The sequence below is a fragment of the Corynebacterium vitaeruminis genome, assembly GCF_001054325.1.
GTDB classification, from domain to species: Bacteria; Actinomycetota; Actinomycetes; order Mycobacteriales; family Mycobacteriaceae; genus Corynebacterium; species Corynebacterium vitaeruminis_A.
Map to the genome: position 1 here is coordinate 65,950 of NZ_JVVM01000034.1, position 22,191 is coordinate 88,140.

General features: G+C 56.4%; 13 protein-coding genes. 4 read left to right on the forward strand and 9 right to left on the reverse strand.

Annotation, left to right across the window (positions count from 1 at the left end):
- From ADA16_RS10650 to ADA16_RS10660, 3 genes are read right to left on the reverse strand one after another with little or no spacing between them, the layout of a single operon-like run.
- Nucleotides 1–1,503 carry a DAK2 domain-containing protein gene (locus ADA16_RS10650; RefSeq protein WP_048761919.1) on the reverse strand — a complete coding sequence of 501 codons (1,503 nt, stop codon included), beginning with the start codon at nt 1,501–1,503 and terminating at the stop codon, nt 1–3.
- 6 nt (nt 1,504–1,509) lie between these two features.
- Entirely contained in the window at nt 1,510–2,175 is a 666-nt protein-coding gene (locus tag ADA16_RS10655; protein ID WP_048761922.1) for a uracil-DNA glycosylase, read from the reverse strand.
- Between the two features lie 52 nt (nt 2,176–2,227).
- Nucleotides 2,228–3,184: a thiamine-phosphate kinase gene (locus tag ADA16_RS10660; protein ID WP_048761925.1), complete on the reverse strand. Its 957-nt coding sequence runs from the start codon at nt 3,182–3,184 to the stop codon at nt 2,228–2,230.
- A 122-nt stretch (nt 3,185–3,306) separates the two neighbouring features.
- Here ADA16_RS10660 and ADA16_RS10665 point away from each other — a divergent pair, with 122 nt between their 5' ends.
- Nucleotides 3,307–4,287, forward strand: a complete 981-nt coding sequence (locus ADA16_RS10665; protein WP_048761928.1) for a DUF3515 domain-containing protein — start codon at nt 3,307–3,309, stop codon at nt 4,285–4,287.
- A gap of 10 nt (nt 4,288–4,297) precedes the next feature.
- Here the strand turns inward: ADA16_RS10665 and ADA16_RS10670 are convergent, their stop codons facing one another.
- Nucleotides 4,298–5,401 carry a D-alanine--D-alanine ligase family protein gene (locus ADA16_RS10670; RefSeq protein ID WP_048761931.1) on the reverse strand — a complete coding sequence of 368 codons (1,104 nt, stop codon included), beginning with the start codon at nt 5,399–5,401 and terminating at the stop codon, nt 4,298–4,300.
- 35 nt (nt 5,402–5,436) lie between these two features.
- Nucleotides 5,437–6,435 (reverse strand): NAD(P)H-dependent glycerol-3-phosphate dehydrogenase, encoded by a 999-nt coding sequence (locus tag ADA16_RS10675; RefSeq protein ID WP_048761934.1) that lies wholly within the window; start codon nt 6,433–6,435, stop codon nt 5,437–5,439.
- 112 nt (nt 6,436–6,547) lie between these two features.
- Between ADA16_RS10675 and ADA16_RS10680 the strand changes: the two genes are divergently transcribed.
- The 3 genes from ADA16_RS10680 (at nt 6,548) to ADA16_RS10690 (ending at nt 16,174) form a co-directional block, all read left to right on the forward strand.
- Nucleotides 6,548–7,528, forward strand: a complete 981-nt coding sequence (locus ADA16_RS10680) for an NUDIX hydrolase (protein ID WP_193387508.1) — start codon at nt 6,548–6,550, stop codon at nt 7,526–7,528.
- 228 nt (nt 7,529–7,756) lie between these two features.
- Nucleotides 7,757–11,404 (forward strand): hypothetical protein, encoded by a 3,648-nt coding sequence (locus ADA16_RS10685; RefSeq protein ID WP_152680764.1) that lies wholly within the window; start codon nt 7,757–7,759, stop codon nt 11,402–11,404.
- A gap of 12 nt (nt 11,405–11,416) precedes the next feature.
- Complete coding sequence (locus ADA16_RS10690) at nt 11,417–16,174, forward strand: DEAD/DEAH box helicase (RefSeq protein ID WP_048761941.1); 4,758 nt, start codon at nt 11,417–11,419, stop codon at nt 16,172–16,174.
- Between the two features lie 19 nt (nt 16,175–16,193).
- On the opposite strand, the gene ADA16_RS10695 is transcribed toward ADA16_RS10690, so the two are convergent.
- Genes ADA16_RS10695 through leuC form a run of 4 tightly spaced genes read right to left on the reverse strand, consistent with a single transcriptional unit; the run spans nt 16,194 to nt 22,133 of the window.
- The gene (locus ADA16_RS10695) at nt 16,194–18,662 is read right to left on the reverse strand and encodes a polynucleotide kinase-phosphatase (RefSeq protein WP_048761945.1); all 2,469 of its coding nucleotides are present in this window, start codon (nt 18,660–18,662) and stop codon (nt 16,194–16,196) included.
- Nucleotides 18,663–18,664: 2 nt separating this feature from the next.
- The gene (locus ADA16_RS10700; protein ID WP_065421360.1) at nt 18,665–20,065 is read right to left on the reverse strand and encodes a 3' terminal RNA ribose 2'-O-methyltransferase Hen1; all 1,401 of its coding nucleotides are present in this window, start codon (nt 20,063–20,065) and stop codon (nt 18,665–18,667) included.
- Between the two features lie 16 nt (nt 20,066–20,081).
- A complete protein-coding gene (leuD, locus tag ADA16_RS10705; RefSeq protein WP_048761951.1) occupies nt 20,082–20,672 on the reverse strand; it encodes a 3-isopropylmalate dehydratase small subunit in 591 nt (196 codons plus the stop codon).
- A 33-nt stretch (nt 20,673–20,705) separates the two neighbouring features.
- Complete coding sequence (gene leuC, locus ADA16_RS10710) at nt 20,706–22,133, reverse strand: 3-isopropylmalate dehydratase large subunit (RefSeq protein ID WP_048761954.1); 1,428 nt, start codon at nt 22,131–22,133, stop codon at nt 20,706–20,708.
- Between the last annotated feature and the right edge of the window lie 58 nt (nt 22,134–22,191).

Below are 22,191 nucleotides of genomic sequence, written 5' to 3' on the forward strand. Positions count from 1 at the left end.
CTACTCGATTCCTACCTGCACGAGCGCATCGATGCCGGCCGCATCATAGGCCACAACCTCTACCGGCTTGTCCAGCCGCGCCCGCACATCCGCCACGTCCACACCCTCGGCACCGCGCCCGAGCAGCAGAGTCACTAGTTCCCCACCGTCGGCCAACAGGTCTGAGATGGTTTCGGTGAGTGCTTCATTCAAGGGCTTATCGACGTCCGCAGCGACTGCGGCCGTCCGCGTGCCATTGGCAGCCTCTCCCATCGCATAGGCGGCAACGGCCAGCGGCAGCTCAGAGGAATGCACGGCCAAGGCAGCAAGGCCAGCGGCAATTGAGTCCGTGGACACCACCGCGAGTGTCGGATTAGCCGCGGCAGCACTGAATTCGATATCGGCCAATTCCTGGTCACTGACCAGCCCATTTGGCAGCAGGATCACCTCGTCCGTGCCACGCATGGCAGTCAGCGCCTTGGTGACCACATTGTCAGCGAACTCCTGATCAGCGGTGGCTGCCCGTTCTGATGGAGTTGGGCTGATAGCAATCGCCCCCGATGAGGTAATGAGGTCTTTCAGCGGACCGTCCGGCACTACTGCAATAAGAATGCGCGTGGACTCCGGTGTTGGCACCGGTTCATCAAGCACCTCGATGCGGATGCCCTCCGGGCGACCGAAGTCAAGCGCCGCCTCAATGACTGCCCCCGGCTCCACTGTGTGGATATGCACCATGTACTGCGAGGTTCCCGCGTTACCAGCATCACCTGCGATGATAAGCGAATTTCCCAGCGGTTTCAGCCGCTCCCGCAATTCCTCCACCGCCTGATTATCCGACAAGGAAATCAGGTACATGACCTCCATCTCAACGGTGGCTGTGTGTGGAGCGTCGACATGCAGATCGACCGGGGCGGTTGCCCGGCCGCTGACTTCGTCGGCAAGCGCGTCGAGCAGAATGACCAATCCCGCCCCACCGGCGTCAACCACGCCCGCCTGCTGCAGTGCCGGGAGCTGATTGGGGGTTTTCGCCAGCGCGTCACGAGCGGCATCCGCAATGATGTCGGCAAGCTCATCGATCGAGTCGCCCTTAAATTCCTCCGCGGCAATTGCGGCGTGACGCAGGACCGTCAGAATTGTGCCCTCAACCGGATTGGCAATCGCCTGGGAGACATGCTGCACGGCTAGCTTCAGCGAGTGCTGCACCGACTCAACGCCAATACCGCTACCGGAAGCAGCCTCCGCCACCGCACGAAAGACCTGCGAAAGCACGGTGCCCGAATTCCCGCGGGCCCCGCGCACCGCACCGGCAGCCAGAGCCGCAGTGACTGCTCGGACATCAGAAGCATCGGCTTTTTGCGCTTCGTCATACGCCGCAGTCAAAGTCGCGAGCATATTGGAACCGGTATCGGAGTCCGGTACTGGGAAGACGTTGAGACTGTTGATCTCATCGCGGCGGGATTGAAGTGCATCAATCCCCCTGGCTACCCAGCCGACAATGGCGGCAGAACCTATCTGCGAAGACATGAGTTCCTATTCTAGCGTCCAGTCAATAGGAGCAGCTCCCTGACGGACGAGCGACTCATTAGCCCGGCTGAAAGGGCGCGACCCGAAGAACCCACGGGATGCTGACAGCGGTGACGGGTGCGGCGAACAGATACAATCCACGCCCGGGAGCCAACGCTGCAAACTCTGCGCATCGCGTCCCCACAGAATTGCTACGAGGGGCTGATCACGGGCGACCAATGCTTTGATGGCATGCTCCGTGATTGCTTCCCAGCCTTTACCTCGGTGCGACGCAGCGGCGCCCGGACGCACGGTCAGCACACGGTTGAACAGGGCCACCCCCTGCCTGCTCCACGGCGTGAGATCACCGTTTGAGGGAGTCGGGAGCCCCAGGTCGGAGGAGTACTCCTTAAAGATATTGGCCAATGAACGCGGCACCGGCTTCACATCCGGCTGAACCGAGAAGCTAAGGCCCATTGCATGTCCTGGGGTCGGATACGGATCCTGTCCGATGATGAGCACCTTGACCTCATCGAATGGGTACGTGAAGGCGCGCAGCACGTCAGTGCCCGCGGGCAGGTAACCGTAGCCAGCCGCGTTCTCCTCACGCAGGAACTGCCCCATCCGGTGAATATCATCGGTCACTGGCTCCAGCGCCTTTTGCCAACCCTCTTCGACCGGCAACGGATCCATGTCATGCAGCCTTTCTTTCTCAAGTCCTCTTTTTAAGGACCTCTTCGAACTCTTAAAAGGAAACCCAACCGGCATCACGGGCAGGAGGTTTGCCGTCGATAAGCACCGAATCGAACTTTTCCTTCGACACCGTGCCGATTGCGCGGAACCCCGTCGGAGGCTCCCCCGGCGTGGAACCGATAAGCGTGTGGTCTTCCCCGCCGCTGAGCACCCACTCCCATGGGTCGATACCGAGATACTCGCCGGCAGCGATCTGCAGCTCATCGGGCTTGATTGCGCTGCCATCGACCTCCAAAGTAACCCTGGATGCCTGTGCAATAGCGCGAAGATCCACCACCAGACCATCCGAATTGTCCGTCAGTGAACGCACACCCGTGGCCCGCGCCGTGGCACCCCTGCGGTATTCAAATTCGGGCGTGCAGTGTGCTGCCACCAGCTGCGAAAACTCGTTTGGAACCTTCGCCGGGCTTCCGCAGTGTTGCAGCAGCGCAAGACCCGCTGCAGAGTAACCGATCCGCCCCGACGCAATCACCGTATCCCCTGCGCGTGCCGCCGAGCGCAGCAGCGGCCGCCCCAGTCCGCCGAGTTCCCCCATTGCACTGATTGAAATCACCAGCGAATCTCCACTGACCATGTCACCACCGACGAGCTCCGCCGGACACTGCTTACCTTCCTGCCACAACCCCTCGGCGATGCCGGTAACCACGCTCACCGGAGTGTGCAACGGTGCCGAGATGGCGAAGAGCATCGCTGTCGGACGCGCCCCCATCGACTCGATATCAGCAAAATTCTGCACCGCGGCCTTCGCGCCGACCTGCTGCGGCGTCGACCAGTCCAGACGGAAGTGGCGCCCTTCCACCAGCATGTCGGTGGAGGTAACAAAGCGGGCGTTGGGAGTTGTCTGAGTCAACACGGCGGCATCGTCGCCATTGCGTGCCGACGGCGCCATCGCTCGTATGGCCTCAATGACCCCAAACTCGCCAATATCGCCAATGGTCAGTTCAGTCACAGTGTCGAGTCACATTCCTAATTGTCGATGGCTGGCGGTCACTGGGGAGCGATTGCTGGCTAGCAGTTCAGTATTGCCCCCAACTAATTGGGATTGGTACCGGACAACGTAGAATCAGGCCCATGGTAGACGCACCCCCATCGGGAGAAACAGTTCAGTCCAAGGGTAACCGGACACGCGCGGGCATTGCACTCGCTATCGCCATTATCTCTATCCTCGGTATCATCTTCGCCGCAAAAATTTACCAGGATAATCAGGCGGCAAAGCCCGTTTCAATCTCCAATCCGGAGCTTCCTGCCAATGACTCGCCTGAGTGCCAAGAACTGCTCGACCGGCTGCCGGATCGGGTCGCGGGCCTGGTTCGCGCCGAGATTGCCGATCCGGCTCCGGACGGTGCCGCCGTGTACCGCAACTTGGAACAAGATCGCATCACGCTACGCTGTGGCGCTAATGTGCCCAGCCAGTACAACGAGCTGGCCAAAACCGAAGAGGTTGAGGGCATTTCGTGGCTGCGCGTTGTCGACAGCACCGACGAGTCCCTAGCGACTTGGTTTACCGTCGGCCGCGAGCCAGTAGTGGCCATCACTGCCGAGGGAAATGCAGATGCCGAGGATGCACTGCGTGACCTCGCCGAGGCGCTGCGCCCAGACTCTGAGTACAAGAACAAGCCGGAGCGAGGCGGTGTCCCACTTGCCGAACTGGCAGCGCCAGAGGCTGATAAGCGCTGCAGTGGCCTGGAGGCCGCACTCCCCCGCGATCTCGGCAACCGTCACCGTCTGAGCGCAGAGGAAATGCCGGCTGACATGCCGAAAGACATGGTCATTTGGGGCGGCACTCCAGCCGATCCGGTGGTTCTGCGCTGCGGAGTCGACGAGCCGGCTGGTTACAGCACCACCAATCAACAGCTGACGCAGGTTGGCGACATCGTCTGGTTCAACGAACCATCGCTTTCCTCCGGTACCTCCGCCACCTGGTATGCCATGGGGCGTGAACGCTTCGTCGCCGTTGAAATGCCAATGTCGGAGGCCAGCTCTCTGATGCCGGTGCTCTCCGCGGTCATCGCTGACAACTTGGAGAACATCTCGCCGAGCGAAGAGAAGTAAGAACCAGCTTTTACCGACGAGCTACCAGCGCCCGCTCAATCAGGGCGCTGAGCAGCTCCTCGTAGGCAACACCCGAGGCCGCAAACATCTGCGGGTACATCGAAATCGGAGTGAAGCCCGGCATGGTGTTGACCTCATTGATAATCAGGCCATTATCCGTGACAAAGAAGTCCACGCGAGTCAGCCCATCAGAGCCCAATGCCCTGAATGCCCGTCGAGCATCCGTGTCCAGCGCCTTTAGGACATCCTCTGGCAGCTCAGCCGGAATCTGCGCCGAAACGATGTCATCCAAGTACTTGGTCTCAAAACCGTAGAAGCCCTCGTCGGAGTCCTCCGTGCCGCGAAGCAAGGACGGAACCGATACCTGCAGGCTGCCATCAGCGCGCTGCAGCACACCAATTTCTACCTCGGCGCCGTCTACACCCGCCTCTACAATGACCTTCCAGTCGTGCTCGCGGGCCAACTCCACCGCTGCATCCAACTTCGCCCAATCATCGACTCGGGAAATACCAATCGACGATCCACCGCGGGCAGGCTTGACGAACACCGGCAGGCCAAGGGTCTCCTTGTCCTCGTCGGAAAGCGACTCGCCAACGTGCAAAACGACCTGCTTGCCGATGGGCAGCCCCGCCGCCTGCAGAAGATTCTTCGTGCGCTCCTTATCCATGCCCGCCGCAGATGCAAGCACGCCCGGGCCGACGTAAGCAATGCCGGAAAGCTCAAAGAGCCCCTGGATTGTGCCATCCTCGCCGTGCGGACCGTGGAGAACCGGGAAGATGACGTCGACAGTGTCAAAGATTTCGCCGGCGTGTTCACCGGTGACATAGCGAAACTCACCGCGGCGCGACGGCGACGTGCTCAGCGCAACTTCCTCGCCTGGGGTGACTTCCGGCATCGTACGCCCCTGCGTGCGCAGCGTGTCCGTCTCACGCGTGCCGACGGTCCAGACACCATCCTTGGTAATGCCAATGGGAACCACTCGGAAGCGGTCCTCATCCAGGTGATCCATAATTGCGCCTGCGGAAACACAAGACACGCTGTGCTCAGGGCTTGCGCCACCGTAGATGACGGCGACGGAGATGTGATCTGCAGACGAGCTATTCGACGAAGTCATGGTGACTAAGTTTAGCCCCGACCCCGCACTATTGGTTATTCCGACTTGCGGCTGCGCCCCATCAGCTTGCGAATTGTCTCATCGACCTTCGCACCTTCGTGGCAGACAGCGTAAACAGCCTCGGTAATCGGCATTTCCACGCCATCGCGGCGAGCGAGGTCACGGACAGAGATTGAAGAAATCACGCCCTCAGCCACCTGACCACGCGTGGCGTGCTGAGCCTGCTCCATCGTGTCACCGCGACCAAGGCGGTCACCGAAGGTGCGGTTACGCGACAGCGGCGAGGAGCAGGTCGCTACCAAGTCGCCGAGGCCCGCGAGTCCCGCGAAGGTCTTCTCTTCCGCGCCGACAGCGTTACCCAGACGTGTGATTTCCGCCAGCCCACGGGTGATGATGGTTGCCAGCGTGTTCTCGCCCAAACCCTGACCAGAGGCCATACCGCAAGCCAGCGCAATGACGTTCTTGCAGGCACCGCCGATTTCACAGCCGATGACGTCGGTGTTGGTGTACGGACGGAAGTAGTTAGTGGCGACAGCCGCCTGAATCATCTTGGCGTTGTTCTCATCAGCGCAGGCAATAACCGTCGCCGCTGGCTGCTCCATTGCAACTTCACGGGCGAGGTTCGGGCCGGACAGCACCGCAATACGCTCTGCTGGAAGATCCGTGACCTCCGCAATGACCTCACTCATGCGCAGGTGCGTCTCACGCTCCACGCCCTTCGCGAGGCTGAGCAAAATTGTCTCCGGCCCGATGAACTCTTTCCAGACCTTGAGGTTGTCACGCAATGTCTGCGATGGCACGCCGAGCACCACAATATCCGCGCCTGTCAGCGCAGCCTCTGCATCGGAGGTGGCCTCAATATTGCGAGGTAGCCCCAAACCCGGAAGATAGTCGTGATTCTCGCGGCTGATCTGAATACGCTGGGCCTGCTCCGCGCGTCGCGACCACAGCCGCACAGGATTGCCTGCATCAGCAAAAACCTTGGCCAGCGTCGTGCCCCACGAGCCCGCACCCATCACTGAAACCTGCACCATCGCCGCGACCTTCCTCTATTAGTCTCTGATTTCCCACAAGTCTAGCGAGACGTTGTCACCCTGCGATACTAAACTAGGTCGGCAATAAAGCACTGAAAGGGAAATCACGATGATGCACGAAGAGGACAAAGACCTTAAGGGCGATACCTCCGTGACCGGCCGTCTGCGCCAGATTCCGACGAAGCCAGGCCAGGATGTCACCAAGCCAACCTTTGCCGCTGGCGCGGTTCTATGGCGAGGCGATGCCCACAACCCCGAAATCTGCGTGATCCACCGCCCTTCCTACGACGACTGGTCGCTGCCGAAAGGCAAGCTGGATGCCGGGGAGAACCTCATTGCCACCGCGGTGCGTGAAATCTGGGAAGAGACCGGCTACCGCGTCCGTCTGGGCAAGCTGGTCGGCAACGTCTCCTACCCTGTCGCTGGACGCACGAAGCTGGTCTGGTACTGGACCGCTGAGGTTCTCGACGGCGAGTTCGAGCAGAACTCCGAGGTCAATGAGCTTCGCTGGGTCTCCTGGGACGAGGCCGAGCAGCTGCTTTCCTACGACCTCGACCGCGACGTGCTGGTCAAGGCCCGCAAGCGCATGAACAAGGAACCGGACACCCGCCTCATTTTGGTTCGCCATGGGCGCGCACACCGTCGTGCCAACTGGAACGGCAATGATGCGCTGAGGCCACTGGATAAGAAGGGACGTCGTCAAGCGGAACTGCTCGTCTCTGCGCTGGAGGGCTTCCGCCCCGAGCGCGTCTACTCCGCCGAACCTGTGCGCTGCCAGGACACCGTCGCACCACTCGCCGCAGAGCTGGGCATGCAGGTCACAGTCGACGAACGGCTTGGCGACGAGCACTGGATTGCCAACCAGGTGGAGTCCAAGAAGGCTTTCGAGAACATTGTCGCACAGGGCGGAGTCAGCGTGATCTGCTCTCAGGGCATCACTATCCCCGACCTGTTGGCCGCCTGGTCCGCGGAGGGCACCCTGCCCTTCGACGAGGAAATCCTGTGCAAGAAGGGCTCTGCCTGGGTGCTGGGATTCAACGACGGTGTGATGACCACCGCTGATTACTATGCCTCGGCGCTGCCTGTGAAGTAGGTTACAGCGGGGATCCCCCCGCTCACCGCCGTTATCGAACATACGTTTCCCCCCGTTAACTAAATAAATCTGATCAATCCGCTCCCCGTGATAATTTCAACTGACCAGCGTTCAGGTTAGTTCAGATTAATGTGGTAGCGGGTTTTCATTACACCTCTGTTCACTCTGTGGCCATGGCGCTGAACACAACCCGTATCGAGTACGAGTTTTATGAGGTGTCTTTAACAAATGCCCCCTGGCAAGAATTCGGTGCATGCAGAAAAATCCACTGGCGGCCGTCACGCTAAAGCACATTTGAGCATCGCTGAAGTTGCTCAACGGGAAATCACCGGACCGGCACGCTTGATGAAAGCAGAGGAGCTAATCACAAAACGTATTAGCTCAGTCTGCGACTGCCAGCATCCCATCATGTTCTTTGAAACAAACCTCACTCCCGAAGAACAGGAATGGATTTGCCTCGAGCTTGGCAATGGGCTGCGCAGAAGCGACAAAGCCCAGGAGATTAGGCACTTTCTCTCACGGTATCCAAATGTAGTAGTTACTGCCCTTGCGACAGCAGGGGCGCACATTACCGGAGAAGGCTCTTTTTGGCCTGTTTTCTTTCAACTAATTAACGTTGACGAACGATCCGATATCGTAGAAAACCACATTCGGAAGAACCTGAATAATTGGCTGAACTCCTGCCACCTTGAATCATTCGAGAATACAGATCTAGGTTCCCGAAAATTCGTCGAACGAGCGTTACTACATGCTGGCATCCCAACAGCAGAGCTTCACCGCGTCATCGACGATGCCAACAAACTCCTCGAAGATGACGACGACCCCGAGGACGGTGACCGAGAAGGAAAGCATCTCGTCGGCACCTATGCAGCTACAAGAGATGCGTCTACACTGCACCGACTGTCTGTGCTCAAGCCGTCTCTTGCAGAATTCATGTTCGCGCGCATTGTCGAGTACGTCCATTGGACGAATGTCACCAATGATTGGTACAACGCAGAGTTTGAAGGCACTAATGGACTTCCCCAGAAGCTGTTTTCAGAACTCCGCGAATATCTCAATTCTCCAGAGACTGACAATCTGGAACCTATTGCGGCCAAAAAGGCGCAAGCAGCTCCTTACATCAAGATTGACACTGACCTAGGAACCATCGATTTGGTGTTGCCCGCTGTTCCTGACAACGGCAAAGCGTGTAAGTGGAACGTTGATCTGGGCTATGACAATATCTCCGTGTCTCCACAATACGATTACGCCCTTAATGGTTGGATTGAAACACTTATCCCCATTAGCCAGCCGACAGCTGCAATTCGAGTCCACAACGCGGAAAATGGAAGCATCCATTCGCTTCGGCTTTATGACGGTGAGTTTCCAGCTATTTTCCTTCGCAGCGATTCGGAAATTCTCCAGAACCAAACTGTCATTTCACCCAAGAAATTCCTGGTATTAGCACCGGAGGATGTGGAGTTTACAAGCGATTCGAGCACGTCCCCCGTAGCACCTGCAGAAATCTGGAGTTTCGATAACTGGATTGGTTGGAAGGTCTTTCTCTTTGAGGAACTCACAGGGGTAAGAACTCTCACGCTTAGTCGTTCCTCCACGTCCACGTTTACTACTCGTCATATCCGGAGTAACAACAGTCATAAGGTTGAATGGCTCGACGAAGATTTAACCTTGAAGAATGTTTTCGGACAGAATGGACAACCTGTCTATTATTCATCGCCACGGATCAAACTACCTTTCGGCGAGAATGCGAATTGGACTAAGTCGCTCGTTTACTGCTCTCCACTCGGGGATCGAACCGTAATCGAACAGAACGAAGAGCTGTCCTCGACAACAGGCGAGCCTATCGCCGTATTTCCCGATTACTACAGAGATGCCTGGGTCGGTGAGTACGAAGTCAATCTCTTCGACCATGGCACGCTGAAAGAACGGCGCACTTTCAACATGGCGGAGGGGGCTTTCGTTCGATTGAAGTACGGAAGTAGTACCAGTTGCTCTTACCGATACCCGCAGACCAACATTCACGACAATGGCAATACCGAGGTCTTCATCACTTATGAAAGTTCTGAAGATAAGAGGACCGTTGCCGACTTCAATGGCTTTAGTTCTATCAAGCCAGATGCAGGCCAAATGGCCTTTACACTCACCAACCCTGAGGGTTTTGAGCTTAAAGCAGTTGTGATCCCCGATACTCTTGAATACGCAATTGAGAACTCCGGCGAGCCATTGAAGTGGGTTTCTCGGCCGAGCCTTATTCGCAAAAGTCAGCTTCGTCCAGGGGGAAAGCTAAAGATTCGTTTTCCGTACGCAATGTCAGGCAAGGCTGAGGTCTACGTGGCAGAATCCCTCCACTCTAGAGGAGGTCAACGTGCAGGCAAGGCTATGCGTTTTACTCCTGATATCCGCAGGAACAGAACCATCTTTGAAGTACCTGTTAGCTCTATTTTGGAAGCAATCGATACTGCCAAAGATATTGTTGTCGGAATCCAGTGGTATCCGGAGAGCCCGAACACTACTTACAAAAAATACAAGGCCGCGCAGAAGGATCGCAGGGTCGCATACTGGTCTACCTTCAAAAAGAAGTATGACAATTGGGACTGGACCTATCCCTCTCCATTAGCATCGACCCTGTTTACAGCTTCGTCGTCGAACTATTCGGGAAGTGTTTTTGTTCAGGCGAAGGACCTCATCCTCAGCTCGCCAATTCGCAGTAGCGATAACGTCCAGGCAATTGTTTGGCAGATGCGCACCCCTGATGAGGAACCAGCGATACTCGATATCAAGCAGCAGAAAGCGCTTCTTCCTGCGCAGCTGCGGAAAGCAGGACCGCTCGTCGTCGATTTTTCTATCGGTAAAACTGGCTACCGTGCTGAAATTCCGAAAATTCCGTCACAAAACGCGCTTGTCGCCAGCTCTCCCCAGGTTGACCGCAGCTTCATCCAAAAGAACCTGACATGGGATCAGCTAGCCATTATCAGGAACCTTTCATACCGTGAGCTCCACGGAGCGTCCGCTCCTCTGCTAACACGCGCCTACCACGCCATCAGCGGTGACCCGAGAAGTAGCTTGGAGCGACTAGGCCACAGTACTGTCGCCCCTGCTGTTCAGCCGTCTCTCGCGATTCAGTTTGGCCTTATCAATCACCACTTTCACGCAACTGGATCGACACAGGGAGAATTCAATCCAAGTAGATGGGCAGGCATTCTTGGTGAGATAAATGACATTGCCAAGCTCCGCTCGCGAGAAGAACTAGATTCTATCTCCGAAAAGGAACTTAAAGAGTCCATCAGCTATGTCGAAGCTGCCGCTGGCTTTGAGCTTGCACATCGCGCTGTCAACGATGGAGCTCTGTCGGAGAACCTTCAGTGTGCCGAGTTGAAAGAAATTTTCGACAGCATCCAGCTTGATCTTTTAATCAATGATTTTGACGGTATTGTCGCCAAACTGCTGGACTCAGAAGGCAAGCGGAAAGCTGCAGACAACGTAGCGTTTCGCCACGGTTTTTCTGAACTCGTCGAAAATAGAAAACAGTTCGAAGGCATTCCAGAGTTCGAATTCCTTCTTCGCACTGCGCTACAGCACAGATACACGCTAACGAACTCTGAATCCTCATCGCGAGCAGATTTGCTGTACAATTTTGCGACCGGAATCACGGGGCACCCCGATTCGATTACCCCTGTTCAACGGTGGGCTTGGGCACCATTCGTGTCTTTTATCTTCAGTGATTTCTGCCGATTTGGTGCACACTTATCTGACGGTTCAGACGAAATATTTTCTCAAGCGCATCTGTTCGCTTGGGGAAAAATGGCTCGGCTCATTCCAACTCTCACTGTCTACGACCTTCTCTGGGCCGAGGCACGATTCGTAACTGCACGCTAAGGAGTACGCAAAGTGACAACATCAGATTTCGAGCGCCTGCTTGACGAACTCTCTGGCTCAGCATCCTCTACTCCCATCGTTGAAGAATCAATTACAGATTCGGCAAGCCTAAAAGCAGTTGCCAAACGCAACATCGACCCAATCGCTGCGGCAAAGCTAATCGACCACGACTACCGTCGATTTTTGAAGACCCTCCTGCGCCCAAAAAGCGCACCAATCCGCGACGCCTTGCATCTGGCAGTTGACGAGAGCCCGTCGCTTTCAAAGGGGCCTCTAATCGAGCTGACCCCGCCCTACGCTTCCGGTCGTACAATTGCGGATTTGGTTAGCTCAGGGGTCCTATCTCCTGGAATGGCCAACTTGGGTAAAGCTCTACCTGCGTCCCGTCCGCTGTATCAGCACCAGGAATCAGCAATTGAAAAGATTCGCGACGGAAGAAATCTGATTGTCTCCACCGGTACTGGCTCCGGCAAGACGGAGAGCTTTCTCATTCCAATCCTCGATTCCCTACTGCGGGAACGTGACGCAGGCACACTTCGACCTGGCGTCCGAGCATTACTTCTCTACCCGATGAACGCGCTGGCAAATGACCAAGTCAAGCGACTGCGTGAGCTTTTGGCGGAAACCCCAGAGATTACTTTTGGACGCTATACCGGTGAAACCCCTCAAACTGAGAAAGACGCGCGAAATCTATTCAGGGACACCAACCGCGATCAGCCGTTGCTGTCGAATGAACTCATCAGCCGCGACCAGATGCAGAAGACTCCTCCGCATATCTTGCTCACGAATTATGCGATGCTTGAATACCTTCTACTGCGTCCGACCGATAGTGCATTCTTCGACGGAGTGCATGCAGATTCCTGGTCCTTCATAGTCCTGGATGAAGCTCACGTTTATGCCGGAGCTCAGGGAACTGAAATCGGCATGCTTCTGCGCCGATTGAAAAATCGAGTTTCGACTCCAACACAATCAATCCAGTGCATTGCCACATCCGCTTCGTTGCAGGGCGAGAAATCCGAAGTAATGAAGTTCGGATCTTCTCTTTTCGATGCACCGTTTGAGTTCGTCGAAGACGACCCGAACCGACAAGATTTGGTAACTGCAACTCGTAAAGCACTGCCTGTTACCGAGAGTTGGGCACTCCAAGATTCTCTCTTCCACTCAGAGAACTCCAACTCTGACCTTGCAGAGGCGCTTCGAGTTCAGGCTAGTAACCTAGGTATCACAGAATTCGAAGCTCTCAATACCGAGGCTCACATTGTGAGCATGCGTAAGTTTTGTGCGGACGGGTCAAAAGATTTAACTGCGCTGGCGCACCGCCTTTGGCCAGACACAAATATCGAGGTAGCACAGGAACGAGTGCACAAATTGGTGACTCTCGGTGCTACAACCGTCGATGCCAGCGGAGTACCGGCAGTCAGCGCTCGCTACCACATGTTCGTGCGTGCTTCTGAAGGGGCCTTCCTCAGTCTTCGAGAGGATGGCTCTCCAATAATTTCGCTGAGCCGAAAGAAAACAATGGGGTCCCGACCTGTGTATGAGATGGCCACTTGTAAGACATGTGGTGGAGTCCATCTTTTGGGCACAGTTATCGGCGATACTTTTCTTTCCGGGAGCTTCGAGAAGACAAACCAGGGATTCCACTGGGCTCTGCTTAATCCACAGAGTAAGACAGTCTCGTATAACGAAGATGATTCTGTCGAAGAAGGCACGGATATTACTGAAACGCAGGTTCAGACCACGAATTATCTTTGCTTTGGATGCGGGAAAATCTACCACGATGAGCTTTCCAGCTGTGCCAATGCGGATTGCAGTTCTCACGCCATCCGCCCAGTAAAGTTCTACTCAACCACCCAGTCGACAAAAGACCTAGACTGCTGTCTTGACTGTGGTTCTAGCCGGAACAATCAAGTATCTAGGTTATTGACGGACGCAGATCTCGCCCCAGCCACACTTGCTAGCTCACTTTTTCAGCTTCAGCCAGCAGCACCCGGAAAAGAATCCGCTGTCGGACAAGGACGAAAGCTTTTAACCTTTTCCGATTCCCGCCAGGCTGCCGCCTTCGCAGCACCTTATCTGGAGCGAATGTTCAATAAAAATGTTGAACGTCGAATTCTGCTCACGGCTTTGGCTGAACAGACTAGCGAAGGTCCCATCACCCTTTTGCAATGGGTTAAAGCAACCAGCCTGCTCTCACGAGACAAGAAGCTCTACCACAATGGAAAAAACACAGACGCCAGTTACTGGGTATTCGGAGAGGCTACTAGCATTGAGCGAAACCTGTCTCTCGAGGGTCTTGCACTAGCTGCCTACAGCATTGACCAGGAAAAACTAGATGCCGTTATAGGTCGTAATAGAGCTTTACGAAAGATTTTCCGCACCACAAACGATTGCCATGCATTTATCAATTTACTGTTAGGCGATTTACGTCTGCGGGGTGCTCTTGAACTTGTTGGATGTTCAGAGTTTAGTGATGAGCACTTCTTGCCGAGAAGGGGAGGTTGGGCATGCCGCCACGATTCGGGAGGCGACAATAAAAAGCAGATTTATTCGTGGTTCCCTGCGATCGGGAAAGATAACTATCGGCTTGCTTTCACCAAAAAAGCTCTAAAGAACAGTAATCTCGCTGCTATCCTCACCGATGAATCAAAGTTGCAAAAAGTCGCGACCATGGTGCTTTCGGAACTGTGGAAAGATCTTATCGCAGAAAACATTCTTGTTCAGCTGCCATACTCAGAGGAAAATCAAGCAAGGGGAATATCTGCCTCATCCGTTGTAGTTCAGGATGGCAACTATGCGGACTGGTATCAGTGTTCAAAATGCGGCACGGTTACTTGCCATAATTGTGCAGATCTTTGCCCAAACCGTTCTTGCGACGGAAATCTGACTCCGCTCAACACCACTTCCAGTGAATTCCAAAATCATTACTTCCGTTGGCTGGCACGGAATATGTCTATTCAATTGCTCAGGGCCAGTGAGCACACGGCTCAGTGGCAGCCCAAAAAGGCAGCTGAAATCCAAAATGATTTTATCGAAGGAAAGATTAATGTCCTTTCCTGTTCTACAACCTTTGAGCTAGGCGTAGACGTCGGTGAGCTGCAGTCGGTCATGATGCGAAATATGCCGCCCCGAACCTCCAATTATGTACAGCGTGCAGGTCGGGCCGGACGACGTGCTGGCTCAGCGGCCTTTGTCTTGACCTATGCGCGGCGAGCTGCCCATGATATGTCAATTTATCAGCACCCTGAGCAGATGATTGATGGCATCATGCGAACCCCATATGTCAGCATCGATAACCCTCGCATTGTTACTCGTCACTGTTACTCAGTACTCTTCGCTGCTTTTCTACGCAAGCATGCTAATCGATGGGGGCAATGGCGGACGGTCAAGGGGCTCTTCCTCCCAGAGGATTCCATGGACGAAGTTCTTTACAAGCTCATGGCCGATTTCCTCGCCGACGGAGTACCGGCAGAGGTTCAGGCTGCACTCGAAAGAATCGTACCTCCCTCGCTGAAGGATGAGATCGGAATTTCGGGCGGTAGCTGGACCACTGAATACCTCGAATTAATTGAGGTCGTCGAGGATGCGCTTCGACAGGAATGGGACGACCTAAAGGCGATTCGTCTCGACGCTTTTAAGCAGCGTAAAAATCACCGCAGGTATGATTTCACAATCTATACTCTGGAAAATCAAGAGACACTCGGTTTCATGGCGTCCCGGAACTTGCTACCAAAGTATGGGTTCCCGGTCGACAGTGTAAAACTCGATACATTTAATTCAGATATTGATGGCCACACAATTCATTTAAATAGGGATTTGTCACTTGCAATCGGTGACTACGCACCCGGTGCTCAAGTGGTTGCAGGGGGCCGACTGTGGACCTCAGCCGGAGTCAGAATCCTACCTGGGCGAGGCCTGCCACGGGGATACCTACTTGTTTGCCCGGTCTGCAACGAAGTCAACTATCAGTCGCACCGGCCTTTTGAAGCAGGTACAACCTGCCCCGGTTGCGGTTCCGCGTATTCAAGGAAGCAGGTGGAAATCCTGCAACCGATTTTTGGTTTCGTTGCTTCACGAGAAACCAGTTCGGTGAGTACGAGCGCGCCAAAGAACTATTGGTCTCGGGAATCGTATGTGCTTGACACCAACATGGAGGTTGTGGACTCTTTCGAATGCAAGACTTCGTGCGCGGTCCCTTTGATGGTGTCTGCACGCAAGCGAGCTCAGATTCTTGTGATTAACAAGAACAATGAGCAGCGGTTTCTTATTTGTGAATCTTGTGGCGCCGAAGTAAAGAGCCGTCGCGGAAAACATAAGAACCCTCGGACTAACCGGGAATGCTTTGGAACCGCTGACCCAGTTGCTTTGGGGCATCTGTACCAAACAGACATCGCCACCATCGAGTGCAGTCAACTTCGGGACTATGAAATGGCGCATCTGAACTCGGCAATGTATGCACTATTGGAATCTGCTTCAGTAACGCTTGAGCTAAATCGCGATGACATCGATGCCACGGTCTCGTGGTCGAGGGGCGAGCCACATTTCGTTCTCTTCGATGCCGTGCCGGGCGGTGCAGGAATCACGAAGGAAATTGTTGCTAACTTCCCCGCAGTCCTCGATAACGCAATCAAACGTGTCACCGATTGTGAATGTGATGCTGATACTTCTTGCTACGCATGTCTGCGTTCCTACAGTAATCAGCGCTTCCATGATCAGTTGCGCCGCGACTATGCCCTAGAGGTACTACGGAATCTGGCGTTGACCTCGTAGCACCCAGCGTTGACCGACCCTACAACCTCGGATCCATCGGCTCTGACTCCAGCGCCAACACGCCGAAGACAGGAACATGGATCCGATGCAGAGGCTCGCCCGCCGCTAGGCGCTCCAGCGACTCGATGCCGAGGGCATATTCGCGCAGCGCCGATGACTGCTTGTGCTGCAAATTTCGCCGCTTCAGCCGCTCTTGACGCTGCGGGTGCAGGTAGTCGTGCCCGTAAATCATTCGCAGATACTCCCGTCCGCGCACCTTCATGCCGGGCTGCACCTGACGCGACGTCTCTGCGTTTTCCATTGGCTTGACGACGGCCCCTTCCCCGCCGGCCTCTGTCAGCTGCAACCACCACTTCGATGCGACCTCCACCTGTTCCGGGTCACTGGGGTCGAGGACGAAGCAGCGCGTCTGCCGGTAGATCTCACTGTCTGCTGCGACCAGCTGATTCGCAATATCCAGGTGCCATGAGTGGGGCTTGTGGTGCCAGGTGGCATCCTCGCTTGCCAACACTTGGAAGGGTGCAAACTGAATCTTGTTGTCGCTGTCGACATATCGGTTGTAGGCAGCACGGAACTTCTGGAGCTCGTCCAGAGTCTGTTCTGGAGTAGGACCGCTGACCTCTACTCCCCTGTCGGTTGCCGCCTGCAGAGCGGCCGCGAGCTGCCTCCCTGCACCGATACCAGCGGCAGCGGTGGGTGCATAGATGTCGTCGATAAGCCCTTGGGCCTTGAGATTCCAGGGCAACATTTCGCCGTCGAGCAGAATCCAATCGCCGAATTGGTCGAAAAGCCCGGCGCGCTCTGCGGCCTTGGTCATGGCATCAAGTACCGGGGTCGTGTCGTCGAAGAAGGCACGCCCCGTCCGGGTGTAGGCGTACGAGCTAGCACCGAAACGAGTCTTCGCCCCTGGCCGAATCAGGCACAGCACAGCTCGGGAACCCATGTGCTTTTCCTGACACATGACCTGGTCAGTGTGCGCTGCGTAGTAGCGGAATGCCTCCTCCGGGTGTTCCAAGAATCCCTCTCGCTGCGAGGTCGGCGCCGGTGACATTGTCGGTGGCAGGTACGGAATTTTCTCCGGTGCGAGCGTGAAACGGCTGATAGTTTCCAGCGCTGCAGCCGCGCGGTCACTATCAATGCGGATGCGGCCATGCCGGCCAGTCTGGATACCATCGACGTCCAACACGTCAGTGATGCGCAGTTCGGACTCCGAGCGATTGGTGGTCTTGCGGGATGGAGCCTCCCACCAGGTCTGCTTTGCATCGACCTGCACGGTCTCTAGCTCCGGATAGCGCAGCGCAGAGAGCTTGCCGCCGAAGACACAACCAGTGTCGATGCACATGGTGTTATTGACCCAACGCAGGCGGTCTGCTTCCATGTGGCCATAGACAACACGAGCGGAACCGCGGTAGTCCGCTGCCCAATCCAGACGTTCTGGCAGGCCATTTTCATCAAGCTTGCCAGTAGTCGCACCGTAGAGCGCGAACTCACGGACCTTACCGGAGGCCCTGCCATGGAGGTGCTCAGGCAGTCCCGCGTGGGCTACAACCAGGGCGCCGTCGTCAAGCACAAAGTGCACGGGCAGGTGGTCGATGAAGTCGCGGACACCCTTCCGGAACTCCTCACTTTCGTCGGCGAGTTGAGTGAGCGTTTCGGCCAGCCCGTGACCTGTGGTGACGTTGTGGCCGTCGAGGGCGCGCACCAACTTAGAGTCGTGGTTTCCGGGCACGCAGAGGGCATGACCGGCCGCAACCATCCCCATGACCAGCTTCAAGACAGCTGGACTATTGGGACCGCGATCAACAAGATCACCAACGAAAATGGCCGTACGGCCATCTGGGTGATGAGCATTGCTGCCATCTGCCGACAGCTCGTAGCCGAGCTTTGCCAGCAGTGCGGTCAACTCGTCGTAGCAGCCGTGAACATCGCCAATGATGTCGAAGGGGCCGTGGAGATCGCGGCGGTCGACCTTCAGCGGCACACGTTCAATGGTGACATTGTCGATTTCCGCCGCGGAATTCAAAATGAAAACATTGTGAATCTTCTCCCGCTTGAGGTGCTTGAGACCTCGGCGCAGGTCACGGTGCTGGCGCTCCAACACGTCGACTCCGAAGTTGCGGTCAGCGCGCTGGCTGTGCCGCTCCTTCACCTCCTTCAGCGGAAGATTCAAAACGATAGCAGCACTCAGCGCATGGTGGCTGCGCGCCAGCTTCACGAGCCGGGCGCGGTCCTGCGGTTTCACATTCGTCGCATCGACCACGGTGAGCAAGCCGGCTTCCAGACGCGTGCCGACGATCGTCTCCAGCAGCTCAAAAGCAGGCGCCGTCGCCGCCTGGTTATTCGGATCATTGGAAACAATGCCGCGACAGGTATCCGAAGAAACAACTTCAAACGGGCCGAAGTGTCGTACCGCAAAGGTCGACTTTCCGGCGCCAGAGACACCGACCAGCATGACCAAGCTGAGGTTAGGAAGTGAGATGGTACTCATAGTTAGCTCTCCTCTGCTGCGGTGAAGTCGTAGGAAAAGACTGCCATTTGGGTCGGTTGGCCATAGGTTTCGTGCACGTCTCCAATACCGTCGAAGTCCACCAGATAACCGAACTTCTCGGCCACGCCCTTCGCCCACTGGCGAAATTCCACACGGCTGAACTCGAAGCGGTGATCCAGGTGTCGGAACTGTCCGGGCGCTAGGTTTGGATAGCACGCGTTGTAGTCGCTGTTCGGCGTGGTGACGATGACGTACTGCGGCCGGGCTGCTCCAAAGACGTTGTTCTCCAACGCGGGCAGTCGGTCGGCATCAATGTGCTCGATGACCTCCATCAGGATTGCCACGTCCATGTTCGCAATGCGCTCGTCGGCATAGGTGACCGAGGATTGGAAAAGCTCCACCCGCGCGGCTTGGCGCTCCGGCATCCGATCTAGGTTCAGCGCCTTGTGTGCCTTTCGAAGCTCCCCTACAGAGACATCTGTGCCAACAATCTGCGCGATTCGTGGATTCTCCAGCATCGGCCCCAGCAACACGCCGGAACCACAGCCGATGTCCACCACGCTGCGCGGACGCAGGCTAAATACCTCACGCAGCACCCGCTCTTGACGCTGTCGGTTAAGTGGCTTGGCTGTGTGGTCACCGTTGGCCAGTTCGCTTCCGCTGGCTCCGTCGGATTCCCCAGCAAGCTTCACGACGGCTTCGTTGACCAGGCCTTTTTGATCGGCAAGGTAGCGCTTTAGGATTTTCTCCCGCTGCGGATGCTCCGGTAGCCAACCCTGCGCACGCGTGGCGAGCTTGTCGATTTCCCGGTCATCGACCCAATAGTGTTTCCCACCGTCGAGGACAGGAAGCAGAATATACAGGTGATTGAGCAAATCGCGGACGGTTGCCCTACCCGAAAGCGTTACCGTCGGTGAGAACTTCTGCCCAGCAATATTGCTCGAAAAATCGCAGGCAACGCTCCACCCCAGCGGCTCGAACAGCTCCCGGATCTCTTCCTCAGTGCCGGGTACCGCTGCGACTGTCGCGGTGAGGTCGCTTGGGGCTTCGTCGTAAGGCGAGGGCTTCTCCATGACCATCGCCGTGGAGAAAACGGATTTCAGCGCCACGGTCAAAAGCGATGACGCGGCCCACTGCCGGTCATTGATATAGCCGGTCAGATTAAACGTATCGGCCCGGTACTGCTTGAGTTTCAGCAGCTCGTCGCGGTCAATATCAACCCAGAGGGCTGCCGTGCATTCAGCATCGGTAGCCGTGGGGAAAAAGACTCGGGCAACCCCGAACTTTAACTCGGCCTCATGCACGCGATCGGGATGCTTTCGCAGGATAAATCCCAAATCACGTGCTGATTCAGTACGTGAAGGCTGATCGGTCCGTGAGTGTTTGGTGATTGCCAGATACATGCGGCAAGTCTAACGCCTACAGCGTCTTCGGCTTGTGAGACGGACGATTCTTCTCGTAAGCCACAATGTCCTCTTCGTTGCGCAGGGTCAGGGAGACGTCGTCAAGCCCTTCCATCAGACGCCAGCGAGTGTAGTCATCGACCTCGAACGGGAAGACCTGTTCGCCGGCCTCGACAGTGCGGGTCTCCAGGTTGACGGTGAGCTCCATGCCCGGGTTGGCCTCGAGCAGCTTCCACAGCAGCTCGACATCAGACTGCTGCATCTGTGCGGCGAGCAGCCCTGCCTTGCCGGCATTACCGCGGAAGATATCGGCGAAGCGGGATGAGATGACGACGCGGAAGCCGTAATCCATCAGTGCCCACACGGCGTGCTCGCGGGAAGAACCGGTTCCGAAGTCCGGCCCTGCTACGAGGATGGAGCCCTTAGCGTATTCCGGACGGTTGAGTACGAAGTCGGATTCGTTGTTGCGCCAGTTGCTGAACAGGCCATCCTCGAAGCCGGTGCGGGTGACGCGCTTTAGGTAGACAGCCGGGATGATCTGGTCGGTGTCGACGTTGGATCGCTGCAGGGGAACGCCGACGCCGGTGTGAGTATCAAACTTTTCCATGGTGAAGGTCCTTAGAAGTTCTGCTTGGTTCTATTAGAGATCAGCCGGTGCTGCGAAGTGACCGGCGACGGCGGTAGCTGCGGCGACAGCCGGGCTGACCAGGTGGGTACGACCACCCTTGCCCTGACGGCCCTCGAAGTTGCGGTTGGAGGTAGAGGCGCAACGCTGGCCCGGAGTCAGCTGATCCGGGTTCATGCCCAGGCACATGGAGCAGCCCGGCATACGCCATTCGGCGCCTGCCTCTTCAAAAATCTTGCCCAGTCCCTCTTCCTCAGCCTGCGCACGGACCTTTGCGGAGCCCGGCACGATGAGCATCTGGACGCCGTCGGCAACCTTGCGGTCCTTCAGCACGTCGGCGACGGCGCGCATGTCCTCGATACGGCCGTTGGTGCAGGAACCGACGAAGACAACGTCGACCTTGACATCGCGCATCGGGGTGCCCGGCTTCAGATCCATGTATTCCAGTGCTCGCTCGGCGGCGATACGGTCGGAGTCCTCAGCGATAAACTCCGGATCCGGCACGGTCTCGCCCAGCGGCACACCCTGGCCTGGGTTGGTGCCCCAGGTAACGAACGGGGTCAGCGCGGAACCATCGATTTCAACAACCTTGTCGAACTCCGCATCCTCGTCAGTAACCAGGGACTTCCAGTACTCGACGGCCTCGTCCCACTGCTCGCCCTGCGGCGCGTGCGGGCGGCCCTTCAGGAATTCGAAGGTGGTCTCGTCCGGAGCAATCATGCCGGCGCGGGCACCGGCCTCGATGGACATGTTGCAGATGGTCATGCGGGCTTCCATCGACAGCTTCTCGATGGCCTCACCGCGGTACTCGATAACGTGGCCCTGGCCGCCACCGGTGCCAATCTTGGCGATAATCGCCAGAATCAGATCCTTGGCGGTAACGCCATCCTGCAGCTCGCCGGTGACATTGACCGCCATGGTCTTAAAAGGCTTCAGCGGCAGAGTCTGGGTAGCCAGAACGTGCTCAACCTCGGAAGTACCGATACCAAAGGCCATTGCGCCGAAAGCACCGTGCGTTGCAGTGTGGGAGTCACCACAGACTACGGTGGTGCCCGGTTGAGTCAAGCCCAGCTGCGGACCGACAACGTGCACGATGCCCTGTTCACGGTCGCCCATCGGATGCAGGCGGATGCCGAACTCCTCGGCATTCTTGCGCAATGTGGCAATCTGGGTGCGAGACGTCGGTTCCTCAATTAAATCGATTTTGCCACCGGCGACCGTGGTCGGAACATTGTGGTCCTCGGTTGCGATGGTCAGATCCGGTCGGCGTACCTTGCGCCCGGCCAGACGAAGGCCATCAAAAGCCTGCGGAGAGGTAACCTCGTGGACGAGATGCAGATCGATGTAAATCAGATCTGGTTCGCCGTTTTCGCCTTGCTTGACAACGTGGTCACGCCAGACTTTCTCGGCCAGAGTCTTCGGGCTAGTGTCCGTGGTGCGCATAGTGGGTGAGCCGCCTTCCGGATATATCGCTTTTATCTCAAAGTATGAGATGTTAATA

What these genes read in the sequence shown, in the direction of transcription:
- ADA16_RS10680 (WP_193387508.1), top strand. Translation starts at nt 6,548, where the DNA reads ATGCACGAAGAGGACAAAGACCTTAAGGGCGATACCTCCGTGACCGGC.
- ADA16_RS10685 (WP_152680764.1), top strand. Translation starts at nt 7,757, where the DNA reads ATGCCCCCTGGCAAGAATTCGGTGCATGCAGAAAAATCCACTGGCGGC.
- leuC (WP_048761954.1), bottom strand. Translation starts at nt 22,133, where the DNA reads ATGCGCACCACGGACACTAGCCCGAAGACTCTGGCCGAGAAAGTCTGG.
- ADA16_RS10650 (WP_048761919.1), bottom strand. Translation starts at nt 1,503, where the DNA reads ATGTCTTCGCAGATAGGTTCTGCCGCCATTGTCGGCTGGGTAGCCAGG.
- ADA16_RS10655 (WP_048761922.1), bottom strand. Translation starts at nt 2,175, where the DNA reads ATGGATCCGTTGCCGGTCGAAGAGGGTTGGCAAAAGGCGCTGGAGCCA.
- ADA16_RS10700 (WP_065421360.1), bottom strand. Translation starts at nt 20,065, where the DNA reads ATGTATCTGGCAATCACCAAACACTCACGGACCGATCAGCCTTCACGT.
- leuD (WP_048761951.1), bottom strand. Translation starts at nt 20,672, where the DNA reads ATGGAAAAGTTTGATACTCACACCGGCGTCGGCGTTCCCCTGCAGCGA.
- ADA16_RS10665 (WP_048761928.1), top strand. Translation starts at nt 3,307, where the DNA reads ATGGTAGACGCACCCCCATCGGGAGAAACAGTTCAGTCCAAGGGTAAC.
- ADA16_RS10675 (WP_048761934.1), bottom strand. Translation starts at nt 6,435, where the DNA reads ATGGTGCAGGTTTCAGTGATGGGTGCGGGCTCGTGGGGCACGACGCTG.
- ADA16_RS10695 (WP_048761945.1), bottom strand. Translation starts at nt 18,662, where the DNA reads ATGAGTACCATCTCACTTCCTAACCTCAGCTTGGTCATGCTGGTCGGT.
- ADA16_RS10670 (WP_048761931.1), bottom strand. Translation starts at nt 5,401, where the DNA reads ATGACTTCGTCGAATAGCTCGTCTGCAGATCACATCTCCGTCGCCGTC.